The following is a 15,261-nucleotide window of genomic DNA, read 5'->3' as shown; positions in this document are numbered from 1 at the left end:
GCGTCTGCGACATAGAGGCCATGCTAGCGCGCCGGGCCCTGCCGCCCGAAATCGGAGTCCGTTCATGACCGCGCGGTGTTTCCGAGCGGGTCGTGAATCGAGGAGAATGCGCCGAAAAAAGGATGAATCGGCGGCTTCGGTCCTGTTTTCACGACCCGGTCCTGGATTCGAGACCGAGCACCGGCACACCGCAAACACGAGGGGCGGGCACCGGTCGGTGCCCGCCCCTCGTGTTCAGAGCTCAGTCGCGGATCTGTGCGCCCAGGCGCTCGGTGGCCACCGCCACGCCAGCGAGCTTCGCCTCCGTGGCCTCGGCCGCCGTCAGCGTGCGATCGACCGCGCGGAAGCGCAGCGCGAAGGTGAGGCTCTTCGAGCCGTCCGGCAGTCCCTCGCCGCGGTAGTCGTCCACCAGCCGCACGGACTCCAGCAGATCACCCGCGCCTTCGGTGAGGGCGGCGGCGAGCGCACCCGCCGTCACCTCGGAACCGACGAGCAGCGAAACGTCCTGGGTGGCCGCGGGGAAAGTGGACAGCGATGCCGCCACGGTGCGCTCGGCGGCCGTGGAAAGCAGCAGGTCCAGGTCGAGCTCGGCGACGTACACCCGGCCGGGGATGTCGGCCTCCGCAGACACCTGCGGCAGGACCTCGCCGACGTAGCCGACCTCGACCCCGGACACCGAGAGCACACCCGTGCGCCCCGGGTGCAGCGCTGCCCGCTCCCCCTGGGCCACATCGATGCTCACCCCGGCAGCCACGCCGATGGCGCGGACCGCATCCAGAGCGTCGACGAGGTCGTAGGTCTCGGCCGACTGGCCGGGCGCCTTGGCCACGCGGTTGCCCGTGAGCAGGATGGCGACGTGACGCGGCTGCGGAGGGATGGACGCGTTCAGCTCGGACAGCACCTCATCGCTCGGCCGTACCCCGAGCGGAGGCACGGTGTCGGTGCCGTACTGCACGCCCTCGACGGGGAGGAACACCGAGCCCACCTCGAACAGCGCGAGGTCGACGAGACCGCGCGACTGGTTGCGGTGCGCCACAGCGAGCAGACCAGGGATGAGCGAACGGCGCAGGAACGGCGCCGCGCCGTCGATCGCGTTGGCGAGACGGATCATCGGCACCGGTCCGGCCGCGGCTGAACCGTGCAGTTCGTTGGCGGCCCGGCCGATGAACGGGAACGACGGCGTCTCGACGAAGCCGGCGGCGGCCAGAGTGTTGGACACGCGACGACGGCCGGTCTGGGCTGCGGTGAAACCACGACCCGAGGGCGGGGTCGGCAGGACGGAGGGAATCCGGTCGAGCCCGTAGACGCGGGCGACCTCCTCGGCCAGGGTCCACTTGTCGGTGAGGTCGGGACGCCAGGTCGGAGGGATCACGACCGACATGGCGTCGGAATCGGTACGTGCGACCTGTGCGCCGATGGCCGTGAGGGCACCGACGATCTCCTCATCGGAATACTCGACGCCGATGAGTCCGGAGACGAAGCCATCGGGAAGGTCGATGCCGACCGACACCACTTCGCCACCGAGTTGTCCGCCCAGCTCGTCCAGCGTGCCTCCGGCGAGCTCGACCATGAGGTCGGCAGCGCGTCGAGCGGCGACGAAGCTCACCAGCGGGTCGACGCCGCGCTCGAAGCGGCGCGATGCCTCGCTGGGCAGCTTGTGGCGGCGTGCGCTGCGCGCGATCGAGACGGTGTCGAAGTTGGCGGCCTCGATCAGGACGTTACGCGTGGTCTCGCTCATCTCGGTGGTGAGCCCGCCCATCACGCCGGCAAGACCCAGCACCTGAGCGTCGTCGGTGATGAGCAGATCCTCGTCGCTGAGCGTGCGCTCCACGCCGTCGAGCGTGGTCAGCTTCTCCCCCGCGACGGCACGGCGCACGGTGATACCACCGGTGAGCTTGTCGAGGTCGTATCCGTGCAGCGGCTGACCGAGCTCGAGCATCACGTAGTTGGTGATGTCGATGAGGACACCGAGGGAGCGCATGCCCGCGAGGGACAGGCGCGCGATCATCCACGCGGGCGTGGGCGCCGACGGGTCGACTCCTCGCACCACGCGGGTGACGAACTCGGTGGCTCCCACGTTTCCGCGGATGGGGTTCTGGTCGTCCACCACCACGGAGAAACCGGTGCCCTCACCGATCTCCTCGGCGGGACGATCGGCGGGATCGGTGAAGTCGATACCGGCCGCGAGCGCGTACTCGCGCGCAACGCCGCGCACCGAGAGCGCGTAGCCGCGATCCGGTGTGACGTTGATGTCGATGGCCTGGTCATCCAGCCCCAGCAGCGCGATGGCGTCGGAGCCCACCGGCGCGTCGTCGAGCCCGAGCTCGACGAGTCGCAGGATGCCGTTGTGCTCGTCACCGAGGCCCAGCTCGCGCGCCGAGGCGATCATGCCGTCGGACACGTGGCCGTAGGTCTTGCGCGCGGCGATGGGGAACGGTCCGGGGAGGACGGCGCCCGGAAGGGTCACCACCACCTTGTCACCGGGGAAGAAGTTGCCGGCACCGCACACGATCCCGTGCACGGCGTCGCCGCCGTCGGCGGCCTTCTCGCCCTCGGGCGCGACCTGGACCTGGCACCAGCGGATGGTCTTGCCATTGGACTGGGGCTCCTCCTCGAAGGAGAGCACCTGCCCCACCACGATGGGACCGGACACGTCGAAGCCGTGCACGTCCTCCTCTTCGAAGCCGACCTTCACGAGGGTCGCGAGGACGTCCTCGGGGGTCGCATCTGCGGGGACCGCGACGTACTCGCGGAGCCAGGAGAGCGGGATACGCATCAGATCACCATTCCGAACTGCTCGCTGAAGCGGACATCGCCCTCGGCCATGTCTCGCATGTCCTGCACGTCGCTGCGGAACATGAGCGTGCGCTCAATGCCCATGCCGAAGGCGAAGCCCGAGTAGACCTCGGGGTCGATGCCGGCGGCGCGCAGGACGTTGGGGTTCACCATGCCGCAGCCGCCCCACTCGATCCAGCGGGCTCCGCCCGGGAACGTGGGGTGCCACAGATCCAGCTCCGCGCTGGGCTCGGTGAACGGGAAGAAGTTGGTGCGGAAGCGGGTCTTCGCCTCCGGGCCGAACAGCACCTTCGCGGCGTGATCCAGGGTGCCCTTGAGGTTCGCCATCGTGATGCCCTTGTCCACCACCAGACCTTCGAACTGCGTGAAGACCGGCAGGTGCGTGGCATCGAACTCGTCTGTGCGGTACACGCGCCCCGGGCACAGGACGTAGATGGGGACCTCCCGATCGAGCATCGAGCGCACCTGCACCGGGCTGGTGTGCGTGCGCATCACCAGGTGGCGGGCGACAGGGTCGACGAAGAACGTGTCCTGCATCTGCCGCGCGGGGTGGTCCACGTCGAAGTTGAGGGCGTCGAAGTTGAACCACTCGTGCTCGAGCTCGGGGCCCTCCGCGATCTCCCACCCCATACCGACGAAGATGTCGCTGACCTCGTCCTGCAGCAGGGTGAGGGGGTTGCGGGCGCCGACGGCGCGACGCGAACCGAGCGCGGTGATGTCCACGCGCTCAGCTTCGAGCTTCGCGGCCGTCTCGGCCGCCTCCAGCTCCTGCTCGCGGGCGACGAGAGCCTGCGTGACGCTGCCGCGAGCCTGACCCACCAGCTTGCCGAAAGCGGCCTTGTCGGCGGGGGCGACGGAGCGCATCGCGGCGTTGAGGGACGCCAGCGGCGACCCCTCGCCCTGGTGCGCGGCACGGACGGCCTTGAGCGCTGCGGTGTCGGGCGCGGCCGCGATCGCGGCGAGAGCGTCCGTCACGGCGGCGTTGACCGCTTCAGGAGTGATCACGGGAGATTCAGACACGCTTTCCAGTCTACCGGCGGGCATCCGACACGACGGACGGCCCCGGGCATCGCCCGGGGCCGTCCGTCGTGGGCACGGGTTCACACCCGAGGCGGGGTGTTCCCCTGGTCGTAGGTGCCCGACAGCGACTGCAGGCCGATGACCTCCGTGGTGGTCACCTCATGCTGGAGCGCCGGGTTCCCGCCGGTGCCCTCGGCGTCGGACGCCAGTGCTCGCTGACGACGAACCATCCGTGTCTCCACCCACTTGGCGATGCCGGAGAGGATCAGGCACATGGAGATGTAGATCACCGCGACCACGAGTCCGGCCTGCAGCAGGGGACGTCCCGGCTGCGAGGAGAGGAACTTCGCGTAGTACAGCAGTTCCGGATACGTGATGATGAAGCCGAGCGCGGTGTCCTTGAGGGTCACCACGAGCTGCGCGATGATCACCGGCAGCATGTTGCGCACGGCCTGCGGGAGCAGGATCAGCGTCATCACGCCCGACTTGCGGAGCCCGATCGCGTAACCGGCCTCCTTCTGCCCGCGCGGGAGCGCCTCGATGCCGGCACGCAGCGCCTCCGCGAGCACGGAGCCGTTGTACAGCACCAGCCCGAGGACCACCGCGATGTACGGGGTCATCTTGAACGGAATGCCCGGGATCGAGTTGATGCCGTAGAAGAACAGCATCATCATCACGAGCACCGGGATGGCGCGGAAGGCCTCAGTAATCCACGTCACCGGCAGGCGGACCCATGCGTGATCGCTCAGCCGGCCGATGGCGAGCACGAACCCGAGGATCAGGCTGCCCACCGCCGCCACGAGGAACGCGCTGACCGTCGCCCAGAGCGCGGAGAGCATGCCGGTCCATACCGTGGTGTACGTGAAGATGTTCCACTTCGAGGCATTGAACTGGCCACTGTCCGCGAAGCGATAGATGATGAACCCGAGGATCGCAGCGACCAGCACCACGGTGACGACACCGAGGATCCGGTTGCGCAGGATCGCGCGGGGTCCGGGGACGTCGTAGAGGACGGACGTGCTCATCGTGCCACCTTCCACTTCTTCTCCATGCGGTTCTGAATCCAGCTGAGCACCAGCACCAGGACCACGAACACCACGGCCACCAGCAGCAGGATCTCCAGCATGGTTCCGGGGCGATCAGCGGAGTCGGCGACGGTCGCGCGCAGCGCGGCGAGATCCTTGATGCCGAAGCCGGCCGCGATCGTGGTGTTCTTCAGCAGGGCGATGAACACGCTCATCATGGGCGGCATCACCGAGCGGAACGCCTGCGGCAGCACGATGAGCGACATGACCTTGCCGAACGGAAGGCCGATCGCCCGGGCTGCTTCGGCCTGCCCCACCGGCACGGTATTGATACCGGCGCGCAGCACCTCCGCCACATACGTCGCCGTGTAGATGCTGATGGCTGCGATGCCGAGCACCAGCGGCGAAAGCGGCGGAAGGTCGAGCTTGGGATATCCGAACACGAAGAAGAAGAACACCAGCGTGAGCGGGGTGTTACGGATGATGTTGACGTACACGGTTCCGACCGCGCGCGCGACGGGAACCGGCGAGACGCGCATCGCGCCGACGATGAAGCCGAGCACGAGGGCGATAACCCCGCCGACGAGGAACAGGATCACGGTGTTCCCGATCGCCTCGCCCCACAGGTCGGCGTTGCCGAAGATGGCATCCACTGCCACTCCTTTCGAATATGCCGCGGCCGTCGCCCGAGGGACGACGGCCGCGGCACAGGTGGATTACTCCTCGACCTTGGGCTGCTCGACCGTGAGGCCGGTGGCACCGAGGTTGTTGTCGTAGATCTTCTGCCAGACGTCGTGTCCGTCGGTGAACATCGTGTTGACGAAGTCCTTCAGTGCGGTGTCGCCCTTGGGCAGACCCACGCCGTACTTCTCCGTGGTGAACGGCTCGCCGACGACCTTCAGCTCGTCCGGGTCCTGCGCGGCATAGCCGAGCAGGATGGCCTGGTCGGTGGTGACGACGTCGACCGTCTTGTCGATCAGCTGATCGACGCATGCGGAGTAGAGGTCGAGGCCGACGGCCGTGGCACCGGGGAAGTTCGCCTCGATGTTCTGCAGCGGGGTGGACCCGGTCGCCGAGCACACCTTCTTGCCGTCGAGGTCCTTCTCGCTCTTGATGGTGTCGTCGTCCTTGCGCACCAGCAGGCCCTGACCGGTGATGAAGTACGGACCGGCGAAGTCGATCTGCTCCTTGCGCTTGTCGGTGATGGAGTAGGTGCCGACGTAGTAGTCGATGTCGCCATTGACCAGCGACTGCTCACGGTTGGCGGACGGGATCGCCTTGAACTCGATCTTGTCCTCGTCGAAGCCGAGCGACGCTGCGATCCAGCGCGCGATGTCGACGTCGAAGCCCGTGCGATCACCCGTGGCCGCATCCTTGTAGCCGAGACCGGGCTGGTCCTCCTTAACGCCGATGACGATCTTGTCGGCCTTCGTGATCTTGTCGAACGTTGGCGAGCCTTCGAGCTTCACGTCGGTGGCGACGGTCCACGGGGTGGACGAGGCGCCGTCGCCCGCCCCCTCCGTCGAGCCGGTGCCGGCGCCGGTGGAGCCCGTCGGAGAGCCGCTGTTGCAGCCCGTCAGAGCGATGGCGGCGATGGCGATACCGCCGAGCGCCGCGAGAATACGTGCCTTGGACATGTGTTCCTCCTTGTTCGGTACGTGTTCGGGGGACGGGGGTCAGTGAGTGAGGAGCTTCGAGAGGAAGTCCTTCGCGCGGTCCGTCTGCGGGTTCGTGAAGAACTCCTCCGGGGTGGCCTGCTCCAGGATCCGGCCATCCGCCATGAAGACGACGCGGTCGGCGGCCTTGCGGGCAAAGCCCATCTCGTGCGTGACGACGATCATGGTCATGCCGCTCGCGGCGAGCTCGATCATCACATCGAGGACCTCGTTGATCATCTCCGGGTCCAGCGCGCTGGTGGGCTCATCGAAGAGCATCACCTTCGGTTGCATGGCGAGTGCGCGGGCGATCGCCACGCGCTGCTGCTGTCCACCGGACAGCTGTGCCGGCAGCTTCGAGGACTGCTGGTCGACGCCCACGCGACGCAGCAGCTCGTGGGCCTCCTTCTCGGCGTTGGCCTTGCTCACACCCTTCACCTGGATGGGACCGAGCGTGACGTTTTCCAGGATCGTCTTGTGCGCGAAGAGGTTGAACGACTGGAAGACCATTCCCACGTCGGCTCGCAGCTTTGCGAGCGCCTTCCCCTCCGCGGGCAACGGCTGGCCGTCGATCGTGATCGTTCCGCTGGTGATCGTCTCCAGGCGGTTGATCGTGCGGCACAGCGTCGACTTCCCCGAGCCGGAGGGGCCGATGATCACGACCACCTCTCCCCTGTTGACCGTGAGGTCGATGTCCTTGAGCGCATGGAAGTCGCCGTAGTGCTTCTGCACGTCCTTCACGACGACGAGCGGTTCACCTGTCTGTGGCATGGAGTCCACCTTGTCAGCACGACGCACGTTGCGGGGGCTGTTTACCGAGGCGTTATGTGAGAGGTTTCTCATCCAACTCGCCCCGCGGTAAGCGAATTGCTCGCCGCGGTCCCACGGTCGCCGCGCGACCGAGTCGCACGGATGAGTGCTATGGCAAATCTCGCCCGGCGAATCAGGCAATCAGGCCGGTCGAGAGCGGGTGGCGCGCCTCACGCTCGGAGAACACCGGGCGCTCTCAAAATGAGAGAGTTCTCATAAAGCACCCCCACATTCATCCACCGGCGGCGTGTCGTTGGGGTCAGGACCTGTGGGCAAACGCGCTCTCGTAGAGGCACACGCTGGCCGCCGTGGCGAGGTTCAGCGACTCTGCCCGGCCGAAGATCGGTAGCCGTAGCGCGGTGTCGGCCATCGCCAGAGCTTCGTCGTCGAGCCCTCGCGCCTCGTTGCCGAACAACCAGGCCGTGGGCCGGGCCAGGAGGCCCTCCTCGCGGGCGGCGAGCAGATCGTCGCCCTTCACGTCGGCCGCGATCACGGTGAGCCCGCCCTCATGCGCAAGCGACACGACCTCGGTGAGATCAGCATTGAAAGCGACCGGGAGGTGGAAGAGGGATCCGGTGGTGGAGCGCACGACCTTCGGGTTGTACGGATCCACTGTCCGCCCCGTGAGCACGACGGCGTCCGCGCCTGCCGCATCGGCCGCGCGGATGATGGTCCCGAGGTTTCCGGGATCGCGCACCTGCTCACAGACGGCGATGAGGCGGGGACCAGAGGCGAATACGTCGCGCAGCGAGACGTGACGCTGACGGGCGACGGCGACCACGCCCTGTGGCGTCACGGTGTCGGCCATCGCCTCCAGCACGGAATCTCGCGCGTACGTCACCGTGATCCCGGCGCGTTCAGCGCTCGTGCGGAGATCCGCGTGCTTGTCCCAGGCAGCAGGAGTCGCGTACAGATCCTCGATCGTCTCCGGAGCGTACGCGAGAACCTCGCGAACGGCCTGCGGCCCCTCCAGCAGGTACAGGCCGGTCTCGGTGCGGGCGCTGCGCTTGGTCAGCTTCGCGACTGCGCGAACGCGGGGCGAGCGGGGGTTCTCGAGCACGCATCCAGTCTAGGCAGTGGCCCCGCTGTGACGCGAAACAGCGGACGTCGTGACCGGAAACGAAACGGGGCGTCCTCCCGCAGGAGGACGCCCCGTGTGGTGCGTGAGCTTACGCAGCCGACTTCGGCGCGTTCACGTCGGCCGGCAGCGCAGCCTTGGCGGTCGCGACGAGCGAGGCGAAGGTCGCCGGCTCGTTGACGGCCAGCTCGGCCAGCATGCGACGGTCAACCTGCACGCCCGCGAGGCCGAGGCCCTGGATGAAGCGGTTGTAGGTCATGCCGTTGGCGCGGGCCGCAGCGTTGATGCGCTGGATCCACAGGCGGCGGAAGTCGCCCTTGCGCTTGCGACGGTCACGGTACGCGTAGACCAGCGAGTGGGTGACCTGCTCCTTGGCCTTGCGGTAGAGGCGCGAACGCTGACCGCGGTAACCGGATGCGCGCTCGAGAATAACGCGACGCTTCTTGTGGGCGTTTACCGCCCGCTTGACACGTGCCATGTCTGTATTTTCCTAACTAGTACCGGGCGCGTTTCAGCGGCCGAGAAGCTTCTTGACGGCCTTGACGTCAGCCTTGGCGAGGACCTGGTCCTGGTTCAGGCGACCCTTGCGGCTGCTGGACTTGACCTCGAGCTTGTGGCGCATACCCGCCTGCTGCTTCATGATCTTGCCGCTACCGGTGACCTTGAAGCGCTTCTTGCTGCCCGAGTGGGTCTTCTGCTTCGGCATCTTTCTTCCTTACTGGTTACGCCCGCGCGGGCGTGGTTGCATCGCCACGGGGGCGGGGTCTGGGACTTACTCGGCTTCGGGCGCGGAGGCGCTCGCGCTCTTGTCAGCCGTCTTCGCGTCGCGGGCGGCCTGCTTGGTCGCTGCGCGCTGGGCGTTCTGCTCCGCCTTGGCATCGGACTTGTTGCGATGCGGGGCGATCACCATCACCATGTTGCGGCCATCGATGGTCGGGTTGGACTCGACGGTTCCGAACTCTGCGACGTCCTCCGCGAACTTGCGGAGCAGGCGCACACCCTGATCGGGGCGCGACTGCTCGCGTCCGCGGAAGAGGATCATCGCCTTGACCTTGTCGCCTGCCTTCAGGAAGCCCTCGGCGCGCTTGCGCTTGGTCTCGTAGTCGTGAGCATCGATCTTCAGACGGAAGCGGACTTCCTTGAGGACCGTGTTGGCCTGGTTACGACGTGCTTCCTTGGCCTTCTGAGCGGCTTCGTACTTGAACTTCCCGTAGTCCATGATCTTGACGACGGGAGGCTTCGAGTTGGGAGCCACCTCGACCAGGTCGAGGTCGGCCTCCTGTGCCAGGCGCAGCGCAACCTGAATGGCGACAACGCCAATCTGCTCGCCACCGGGGCCGACGAGTCGGACCTCCGGAACGCGGATGCGCTCGTTGGTGCGGGGATCGCTGATGCGGAACTCCTCTGCCTATGGTTTCTGTGAGCCACCACGACACGAGGGTTCGAATCGCGGGCGAAGTGATGCCATCTCCACCCACAGGCGTTGTGCACGCCGGCTTCGTGCGCCCTGGCAACCCCTGCGAAACAGAGGCGGAGCGCAAGACCCGGTAGCCTGGAACGGCAAGCGCGGGTGGGAATGAATCCACTTTCGTTCAGGGCAAGAGCCCCGAAGCCCGCACAAGTCTATCAGAGAGTGACACGTGAACACGATTCCCGTCGATCCGGTCCGCGATGACGGCGCTGAGCGCCAGGCCCGCTGGGAGGCGGAGGAGGCTGCCGCCGCATCCGCGAGCCGCGACATCGCCGACGTCCCCGCCGTCGAGGTCATCACCACCACGGCCGTGCACCTGCTCAGCGCCGCCGCGGTGAAGACCGGCCTCGCCGACGATCCGGAGCACCAGAAGGACCTCGATGAGGCCCGCAAGCTCATCAACGCCCTGGCGGGGCTGGTGACCGCAGCGGCCCCTGACATCAGCGACATGCACGCCCGCTCGCTGCGCGACGGCCTGCGCTCCGTGCAGCTGGCCTTCCGTGAGGCCTCCGCCATCCCGGACCCCATCGGCCAGGGCCCCGGCGAGAAGTACACCGGGCCCGTGAACTGACCCCTCGACGCGAGAGACCCCAGCACGTCGTGCTGGGGTCTCTCGCGTGAGGAGCCGGCGTCAGGAGGCGCGGCGGAGGCGGACGGAGAGCGAGTCTGCGAGGGTGGCCATCCGATCGTCGGCGGCCCACCGCTGTGCGAGGCGCTGGAGCACGGCATCGAGCTCGCGCTGATCCAGGCCGTCCATGAGCTCCAGCGTGATGACGAGCTCGGGTCCGCGCAGCCGGGCCTCGGGGTCGCCGGCAGACACCGTGGCGTCGATCACGGCCAGCTCGGTCCCCACAGACTCCTGCAGCGCAGTGAACACCGCGGGCGACTGCGGACTGGGCGTCCACGGCTGCTCCTGAGCGATGGCCCAGACCGCCGGACGACGCACCACGAACTCCGTGGATGAGGTCGGATCGATGACGATCAGCTCGGTGCCGTCCGAGGCTGCAGACACCGCTGCCCGCACACCCGCGACCGGGATCGGTCGCGCCTGCGGATCCCAGGCGCTCAGCGTCGCGACGCTGGAGAAAACGGGCAGCACGGTACGGCCGTCCGGAGCCGCCACGGTGATGAGCGAGAGCTCCTGCGTCTTGTCGACGGTGAGGCCCGTCGGCCCGACGCCCTCGTCGCCCTTCTCCGCCACGAGCGGAACGAGCACGCGCGCTTGTCGCAGCGCGTCGATCACGTCTTCCTGACGCGCCGTTCCGTCACGGAAGCCGCGCAGGGCGGCATCGAGCTTCGGATCAGCCGAACCGTCGTCCGCCGCGTTGCGGTTCTCCTCGAACCGGCGCCCCTCCCAGGGAACACCGGCCGAGTCGCCGAGATTACGCGCCGGCGACATCCAGCGCCTCAGCCAGCGTGAACGCGCCCGCGTAGAGCGCCTTGCCCACGATCGCTCCCTCGACGCCGAGCGGGACGAGCTCACGAAGCGCCGCAATGTCGTCGAGGCTCGACACACCGCCGGATGCGACGATCGGCTTGGGCGTGCGCTGGGTCATCTCGCGCAGCAGCTCCAGGTTCGGACCGCGCAGCGTGCCGTCCTTGGTCACGTCGGTCACCACATAACGGCTGCAGCCGGCGTCTTCGAGGCGGTCGAGCACCTCCCAGAGGTCACCGCCGTCCTGTGTCCAGCCACGAGCGGCGAGGGTCGTGCCCCGCACGTCCAGGCCCACCGCGATCGCGTCGCCGTAGCGGGCGATGACGTCGGCGGCCCACTCGGGGTTCTCCAGCGCCGCCGTACCCAGGTTGATGCGCGTCGCCCCGCTCTCCAGCGCCGCTTCCAGGGACGCGTCGTCGCGGATGCCGCCGGAGAGTTCGATGCTGACGCCGCGCAGAGAACGGATCACCTTGCGGAGGATGCCGGTGTTGTTGCCACGCCCGAAGGCGGCGTCGAGATCCACCAGGTGCACCCACTCGGCACCCTGCTCCGCCCAGGCGAGCGCGGCATCGACGGGGTCGCCGTAGCTGGTCTCCGAGCCGGCCTCACCCTGGGTCAGGCGCACCGCCTTGCCATCGGCGACGTCGACGGCGGGAAGCAGCGTGAGTGCGGGGGTGGACGCGAAGTCGTTCATTTTTTCCTCGTGTACGGCGGTCACAACAGGTTCAGAGACTAGCTCGGTCAAGACTGCCGATCCAATTCGCGAGCAGGCGGATGCCCGCGTCGCCCGACTTCTCGGGGTGGAACTGCGTGGCCGACAGGGGGCCGTTCTCGACAGCCGCGAGGAAGCGGTCACCATGGGTGGCCCAGGTGAGCTGGGGCTTCGGGAAGCTGCCGTAGACCTCCAGGGGCCATTCCTTGGCGGCATAGGAGTGCACGAAGTAGAAGCGCTCATCCGCGATGCCGCGGAACAGCACCGAGTCCTCCGGGGCCTCGACGGTGTCCCACCCCATGTGCGGGAGGACCGGGGCGTTCAGCTCGGTGACGGTCCCGGGCCACTCATCGAGACCGTCCGCTTCGATCCCCCGCTCGATGCCGCGCTCGAACAGCACCTGCATGCCCACGCAGATGCCGAGGACAGGTCGGCCCCCAGCGAGGCGACGTCCGATCAGCTCGTGGGCGCGCTGGGCTCGCAGAGCCTCCGCCACCGCGGCGAACGCGCCGACGCCGGGCACGACCAGCCCATCGGCCTCAAGCACCAGGGCGCGGTCGTTCGTGAGGCGGGCGTCCGCCCCCGCGGCCTCGAGCGCCTTGACGGCGGAGTGGACATTGCCCGAACCGTAGTCCAGGACCGCGACGACGGGGCGGGTCCCGGCGCTCACAATGCACCCTTGGTGCTGGGAACGCCGTCCACCAGCGGGTCGAGCGCCTTGGCCTGCCGGAACGCGCGGGCGAACGCCTTGAACTCGGCCTCGGCGATGTGGTGCGGGTCGCGACCCGAGACGACGTTGACGTGCACGGTGAGGCCGGCGTTGAACGCGATGGCCTCGAAGACGTGACGGACCAGCGAGCCGGTGAAGTGCCCCCCGATCAGGTGGAACTCGTATCCGTCAGGCTCGCCCGTGTGCACCAGGTAGGGCCGGCCGGAGATGTCCACGACCGCCTGCGCCAGTGCTTCGTCGAGCGGGACGAGGGCGTCGCCGTAGCGGGCGATGCCGCTCTTGTCACCGAGCGCCTCCCGGATGGCCTGACCCAGCACGATCGCGACATCCTCCACCGTGTGGTGGGCGTCGATGTCGGTGTCGCCGTGCGCCCGGACGGTGAGGTCGGTGAGCGAGTGCTTGGCGAACGCCGTCAGCAGGTGGTTGAAGAACGGCACGGTCGTGTCGATCGTGCTGCGCCCCGTGCCGTCGAGGTCGATCTCCAGTTCGACGGTGGACTCACTGGTGGCGCGCGAGCGACGGGCGGTGCGGTGGGTGAGATCAGCGGTCATATCAGGCTCCCAGAGAGGCGAGGGCGTCGAGGAATGCGGTGGTCTCCTCCTCGGTGCCGGCGGTGACGCGCAGCGATCCGGGGATACCGACGTCGCGGATGAGCACGCCCTGGTCGTAGAGGGCCTGCCAGGTGGCCGCGGGATCGTCCACCCCACCGAAGAGGATGAAGTTGGTCCACGACGGCGAGGGCTCGTAGCCGAGCGCCTCCAGGGTGGCGAACATGCGATCGCGCTGGACCACGATCTCGTCGACCATCGCGAGCATCTCGTCGGCGTGCTCCAGAGCGGCCAGCGCCGCCGCCTGCGTGATCGCACTGAGGTGGTACGGCAGGCGCACCAGACGCAGCGCGTCGATGAAGGCGGGATCGGCGGCGAGGTAGCCGACGCGCGCGCCGGCGAAGGCGAACGCCTTGCTCATCGTGCGCGACACCGCGAGGCGCGGGCGTCCCTCCAGCAGCGTCAGAGCGCTGGGCTGATCATGGGGGGCGAACTCCCAGTAGGCCTCGTCGACGACGACGATGCCGTCCGTCGCCTCGTAGACCGCCTCGATCACGTCCAGAGTGAGGGGCGTGCCGGTCGGGTTGTTCGGCGAGCAGAGCAGCACGATGTCGGGTGCTGCGGCCCGCACCTGCGCCGCAGCCGACTCCGCCGTCAGGGTGTAGTCCACACCCCGCTCCCCCACAGCCCACGTCGCACCGGTGCCGCGGGCGAGCAGACCGTACATCGAATAGGTCGGGCCGAAACCGTACACCGTGCGCCCGGGCCCGCCGAAGGCCTGCATGATGTGCTGAAGCACCTCGTTGGAGCCGTTCGCGGCCCAGATCTGCTCTGCGCCGAGGCCGTGCCCCAGGTACTTCGCGAAGGCCTCACGGAGCGCCGTGAACTCGCGGTCGGGGTACCGGTTGACGTCGCGGATGATGAGGGAGATCGCGTCGATGATCCCACTCGCCACATCGTCGGGAATCGGATGCGTGTTCTCGTTGACGTTGAGTGCCACCGGCAGAGCGGCTTGCGGGGCGCCGTAGGGCGTCATCCCGCGCAGATCATCACGAAGGGGAAGGTCACCGAGAGAGGCAGTCACCGCTCCATGCTAGGCCGCGCGGCACCGCGACGCCCATTCTGAACCGTCATGATCGGACACGGCCGGACGATGCGTCCCCGTCGGGGCATCCCGTGCACCGATCCGGCACCGGGATGACGACCCTCCGCAGGACGGACGAAAATCGCGCGGCACCGGGACGAGGTGTGCCCCACCGCACGCGCAGACTGTCCGTCCGGCCACCCCGACGCCGTACGGGATCCGCTCAGTCACCCGGGAAACGACGAAGCCGGTCCGTGCACGAGAGGGAAGATGCGCGGACCGGCTGAATCGAACGGGGACCTCGCGCACCAGTCGGTGCGGCAGGCCCGGAGGATTACTCGGCGTCGAAATACGAGCTCGGGATGGCGAGGGTCTGCCCCGCCGACAGCGTGTCCGAGTGCAGGTTGTTCAGGCGGGAGATCTCCGCGACCACGTCGCGCGGGTCCGCCTCCGGAGCAACGGTGGTCGCAATGCTCCAGAGCGAGTCACCGGGCATCACCGAGATGTTGGTGAAGGTACCCGCCGGGGCCCCGGCCTCGTGGGAGGCGATGGCCGACCCGCCGCTGAGCACGGCGACGGCGATGGCGGCAATGAGGGGAAGGCTCGCGAGGACGGCGAGCACGCGGCGACCGCGGGTGGTGATGCGCAGACGTGTCCGGGGAGACGCCGACGTGAGACGCGGGGCCTGCGGGGCGGTGACGCCGGTGGTGACGCTGATGGTGCTCATGATCTGTCCTCCCTCTCGGTATGGTTCGCATCCGGTCCTCGGCCGGGAGGGCCGGATGCGAACCTACGTACCGAATATATGTTCGATGTACGAATCCGTCAACCCGTTTTTCGAAACCCGGCTGATCAAGATCAGCGACACGCTCGAACAAAAGTCCTCGGATCGTTCGA

The 15,261-nt window shown here is 67.9% G+C and carries 17 protein-coding genes; 1 reads left to right on the top strand and 16 read right to left on the bottom strand.

What is annotated here, in order from left to right; translation table 11 throughout:
• Nucleotides 1-241: 241 nt before the first annotated feature.
• From pheT to infC, 10 genes are all read right to left on the bottom strand, one after another.
• Entirely contained in the window at nt 242-2,776 is a 2,535-nt protein-coding gene (gene pheT / locus LQ566_RS17290) for a phenylalanine--tRNA ligase subunit beta (protein ID WP_231093034.1), read from the bottom strand.
• Nucleotides 2,776-3,816, bottom strand: coding sequence for a phenylalanine--tRNA ligase subunit alpha (gene pheS / locus LQ566_RS17285; RefSeq protein ID WP_231093033.1), 1,041 nt, complete (start codon nt 3,814-3,816; stop codon nt 2,776-2,778). Before pheS ends, pheT begins: the two co-directional genes overlap by 1 nt.
• Before the next feature lie 80 nt (nt 3,817-3,896).
• Nucleotides 3,897-4,841 (bottom strand): amino acid ABC transporter permease, encoded by a 945-nt coding sequence (locus tag LQ566_RS17280; protein WP_231093032.1) that lies wholly within the window; start codon nt 4,839-4,841, stop codon nt 3,897-3,899.
• Entirely contained in the window at nt 4,838-5,494 is a 657-nt protein-coding gene (locus tag LQ566_RS17275; RefSeq protein ID WP_231093031.1) for an amino acid ABC transporter permease, read from the bottom strand. Before LQ566_RS17275 ends, LQ566_RS17280 begins: the two co-directional genes overlap by 4 nt.
• A gap of 63 nt (nt 5,495-5,557) precedes the next feature.
• On the bottom strand, nt 5,558-6,478 hold the full coding sequence (locus LQ566_RS17270; protein WP_231093030.1) for a glutamate ABC transporter substrate-binding protein: 921 nt from the start codon (nt 6,476-6,478) through the stop codon (nt 5,558-5,560).
• A gap of 39 nt (nt 6,479-6,517) precedes the next feature.
• Nucleotides 6,518-7,267 (bottom strand): amino acid ABC transporter ATP-binding protein, encoded by a 750-nt coding sequence (locus LQ566_RS17265; RefSeq protein ID WP_231093029.1) that lies wholly within the window; start codon nt 7,265-7,267, stop codon nt 6,518-6,520.
• Between the two features lie 298 nt (nt 7,268-7,565).
• On the bottom strand, nt 7,566-8,366 hold the full coding sequence (locus LQ566_RS17260) for a TrmH family RNA methyltransferase (RefSeq protein WP_231093028.1): 801 nt from the start codon (nt 8,364-8,366) through the stop codon (nt 7,566-7,568).
• A gap of 109 nt (nt 8,367-8,475) precedes the next feature.
• Nucleotides 8,476-8,862, bottom strand: a complete 387-nt coding sequence (rplT, locus tag LQ566_RS17255; protein ID WP_231093027.1) for a 50S ribosomal protein L20 — start codon at nt 8,860-8,862, stop codon at nt 8,476-8,478.
• A 33-nt stretch (nt 8,863-8,895) separates the two neighbouring features.
• Complete coding sequence (rpmI, locus tag LQ566_RS17250) at nt 8,896-9,090, bottom strand: 50S ribosomal protein L35 (RefSeq protein WP_231093026.1); 195 nt, start codon at nt 9,088-9,090, stop codon at nt 8,896-8,898.
• 66 nt (nt 9,091-9,156) lie between these two features.
• Nucleotides 9,157-9,777 carry a translation initiation factor IF-3 gene (gene infC / locus LQ566_RS17245; RefSeq protein WP_308071102.1) on the bottom strand — a complete coding sequence of 207 codons (621 nt, stop codon included), beginning with the start codon at nt 9,775-9,777 and terminating at the stop codon, nt 9,157-9,159.
• Nucleotides 9,778-10,024: 247 nt separating this feature from the next.
• Here infC and LQ566_RS17240 point away from each other — a divergent pair, with 247 nt between their 5' ends.
• A complete protein-coding gene (locus LQ566_RS17240) occupies nt 10,025-10,426 on the top strand; it encodes a DUF1844 domain-containing protein (protein WP_231093025.1) in 402 nt (133 codons plus the stop codon).
• Between the two features lie 60 nt (nt 10,427-10,486).
• Here the strand turns inward: LQ566_RS17240 and LQ566_RS17235 are convergent, their stop codons facing one another.
• From LQ566_RS17235 to LQ566_RS17210, 6 genes are all read right to left on the bottom strand, one after another.
• Entirely contained in the window at nt 10,487-11,254 is a 768-nt protein-coding gene (locus LQ566_RS17235) for an SseB family protein (RefSeq protein WP_231093024.1), read from the bottom strand.
• Nucleotides 11,238-11,984, bottom strand: coding sequence for a bifunctional 1-(5-phosphoribosyl)-5-((5-phosphoribosylamino)methylideneamino)imidazole-4-carboxamide isomerase/phosphoribosylanthranilate isomerase PriA (gene priA, locus LQ566_RS17230; protein ID WP_231093023.1), 747 nt, complete (start codon nt 11,982-11,984; stop codon nt 11,238-11,240). The genes LQ566_RS17235 and priA overlap by 17 nt, the downstream gene beginning before the upstream one ends.
• 31 nt (nt 11,985-12,015) lie before the next feature.
• Nucleotides 12,016-12,675: an imidazole glycerol phosphate synthase subunit HisH gene (gene hisH / locus LQ566_RS17225; RefSeq protein WP_372459825.1), complete on the bottom strand. Its 660-nt coding sequence runs from the start codon at nt 12,673-12,675 to the stop codon at nt 12,016-12,018.
• Entirely contained in the window at nt 12,669-13,283 is a 615-nt protein-coding gene (gene hisB / locus LQ566_RS17220) for an imidazoleglycerol-phosphate dehydratase HisB (RefSeq protein ID WP_231093021.1), read from the bottom strand. Before hisB ends, hisH begins: the two co-directional genes overlap by 7 nt.
• A gap of 1 nt (nt 13,284) precedes the next feature.
• Nucleotides 13,285-14,364 (bottom strand): histidinol-phosphate transaminase, encoded by a 1,080-nt coding sequence (locus tag LQ566_RS17215; protein ID WP_231093020.1) that lies wholly within the window; start codon nt 14,362-14,364, stop codon nt 13,285-13,287.
• 334 nt (nt 14,365-14,698) lie between these two features.
• Nucleotides 14,699-15,091, bottom strand: a complete 393-nt coding sequence (locus LQ566_RS17210) for a LysM peptidoglycan-binding domain-containing protein (protein WP_231093019.1) — start codon at nt 15,089-15,091, stop codon at nt 14,699-14,701.
• Between the last annotated feature and the right edge of the window lie 170 nt (nt 15,092-15,261).

It is taken from the genome of Microbacterium nymphoidis, from assembly GCF_021044885.1.
Lineage (GTDB): Bacteria > Actinomycetota > Actinomycetes > Actinomycetales > Microbacteriaceae > Microbacterium > Microbacterium nymphoidis.
Note: the sequence above shows the minus strand (reverse complement) of the source record. Positions and strands in the feature narration are given on the sequence as shown.

Bases quoted from the DNA above. Each gene is read 5' to 3' on its own strand.
- pheT (WP_231093034.1), bottom strand. From the start codon at position 2,776: ATGCGTATCCCGCTCTCCTGGCTCCGCGAGTACGTCGCGGTCCCCGCA.
- LQ566_RS17280 (WP_231093032.1), bottom strand. From the start codon at position 4,841: ATGAGCACGTCCGTCCTCTACGACGTCCCCGGACCCCGCGCGATCCTG.
- LQ566_RS17270 (WP_231093030.1), bottom strand. From the start codon at position 6,478: ATGTCCAAGGCACGTATTCTCGCGGCGCTCGGCGGTATCGCCATCGCC.
- LQ566_RS17265 (WP_231093029.1), bottom strand. From the start codon at position 7,267: ATGCCACAGACAGGTGAACCGCTCGTCGTCGTGAAGGACGTGCAGAAG.
- rplT (WP_231093027.1), bottom strand. From the start codon at position 8,862: ATGGCACGTGTCAAGCGGGCGGTAAACGCCCACAAGAAGCGTCGCGTT.
- rpmI (WP_231093026.1), bottom strand. From the start codon at position 9,090: ATGCCGAAGCAGAAGACCCACTCGGGCAGCAAGAAGCGCTTCAAGGTC.
- LQ566_RS17235 (WP_231093024.1), bottom strand. From the start codon at position 11,254: ATGTCGCCGGCGCGTAATCTCGGCGACTCGGCCGGTGTTCCCTGGGAG.
- priA (WP_231093023.1), bottom strand. From the start codon at position 11,984: ATGAACGACTTCGCGTCCACCCCCGCACTCACGCTGCTTCCCGCCGTC.
- hisB (WP_231093021.1), bottom strand. From the start codon at position 13,283: ATGACCGCTGATCTCACCCACCGCACCGCCCGTCGCTCGCGCGCCACC.
- LQ566_RS17210 (WP_231093019.1), bottom strand. From the start codon at position 15,091: ATGAGCACCATCAGCGTCACCACCGGCGTCACCGCCCCGCAGGCCCCG.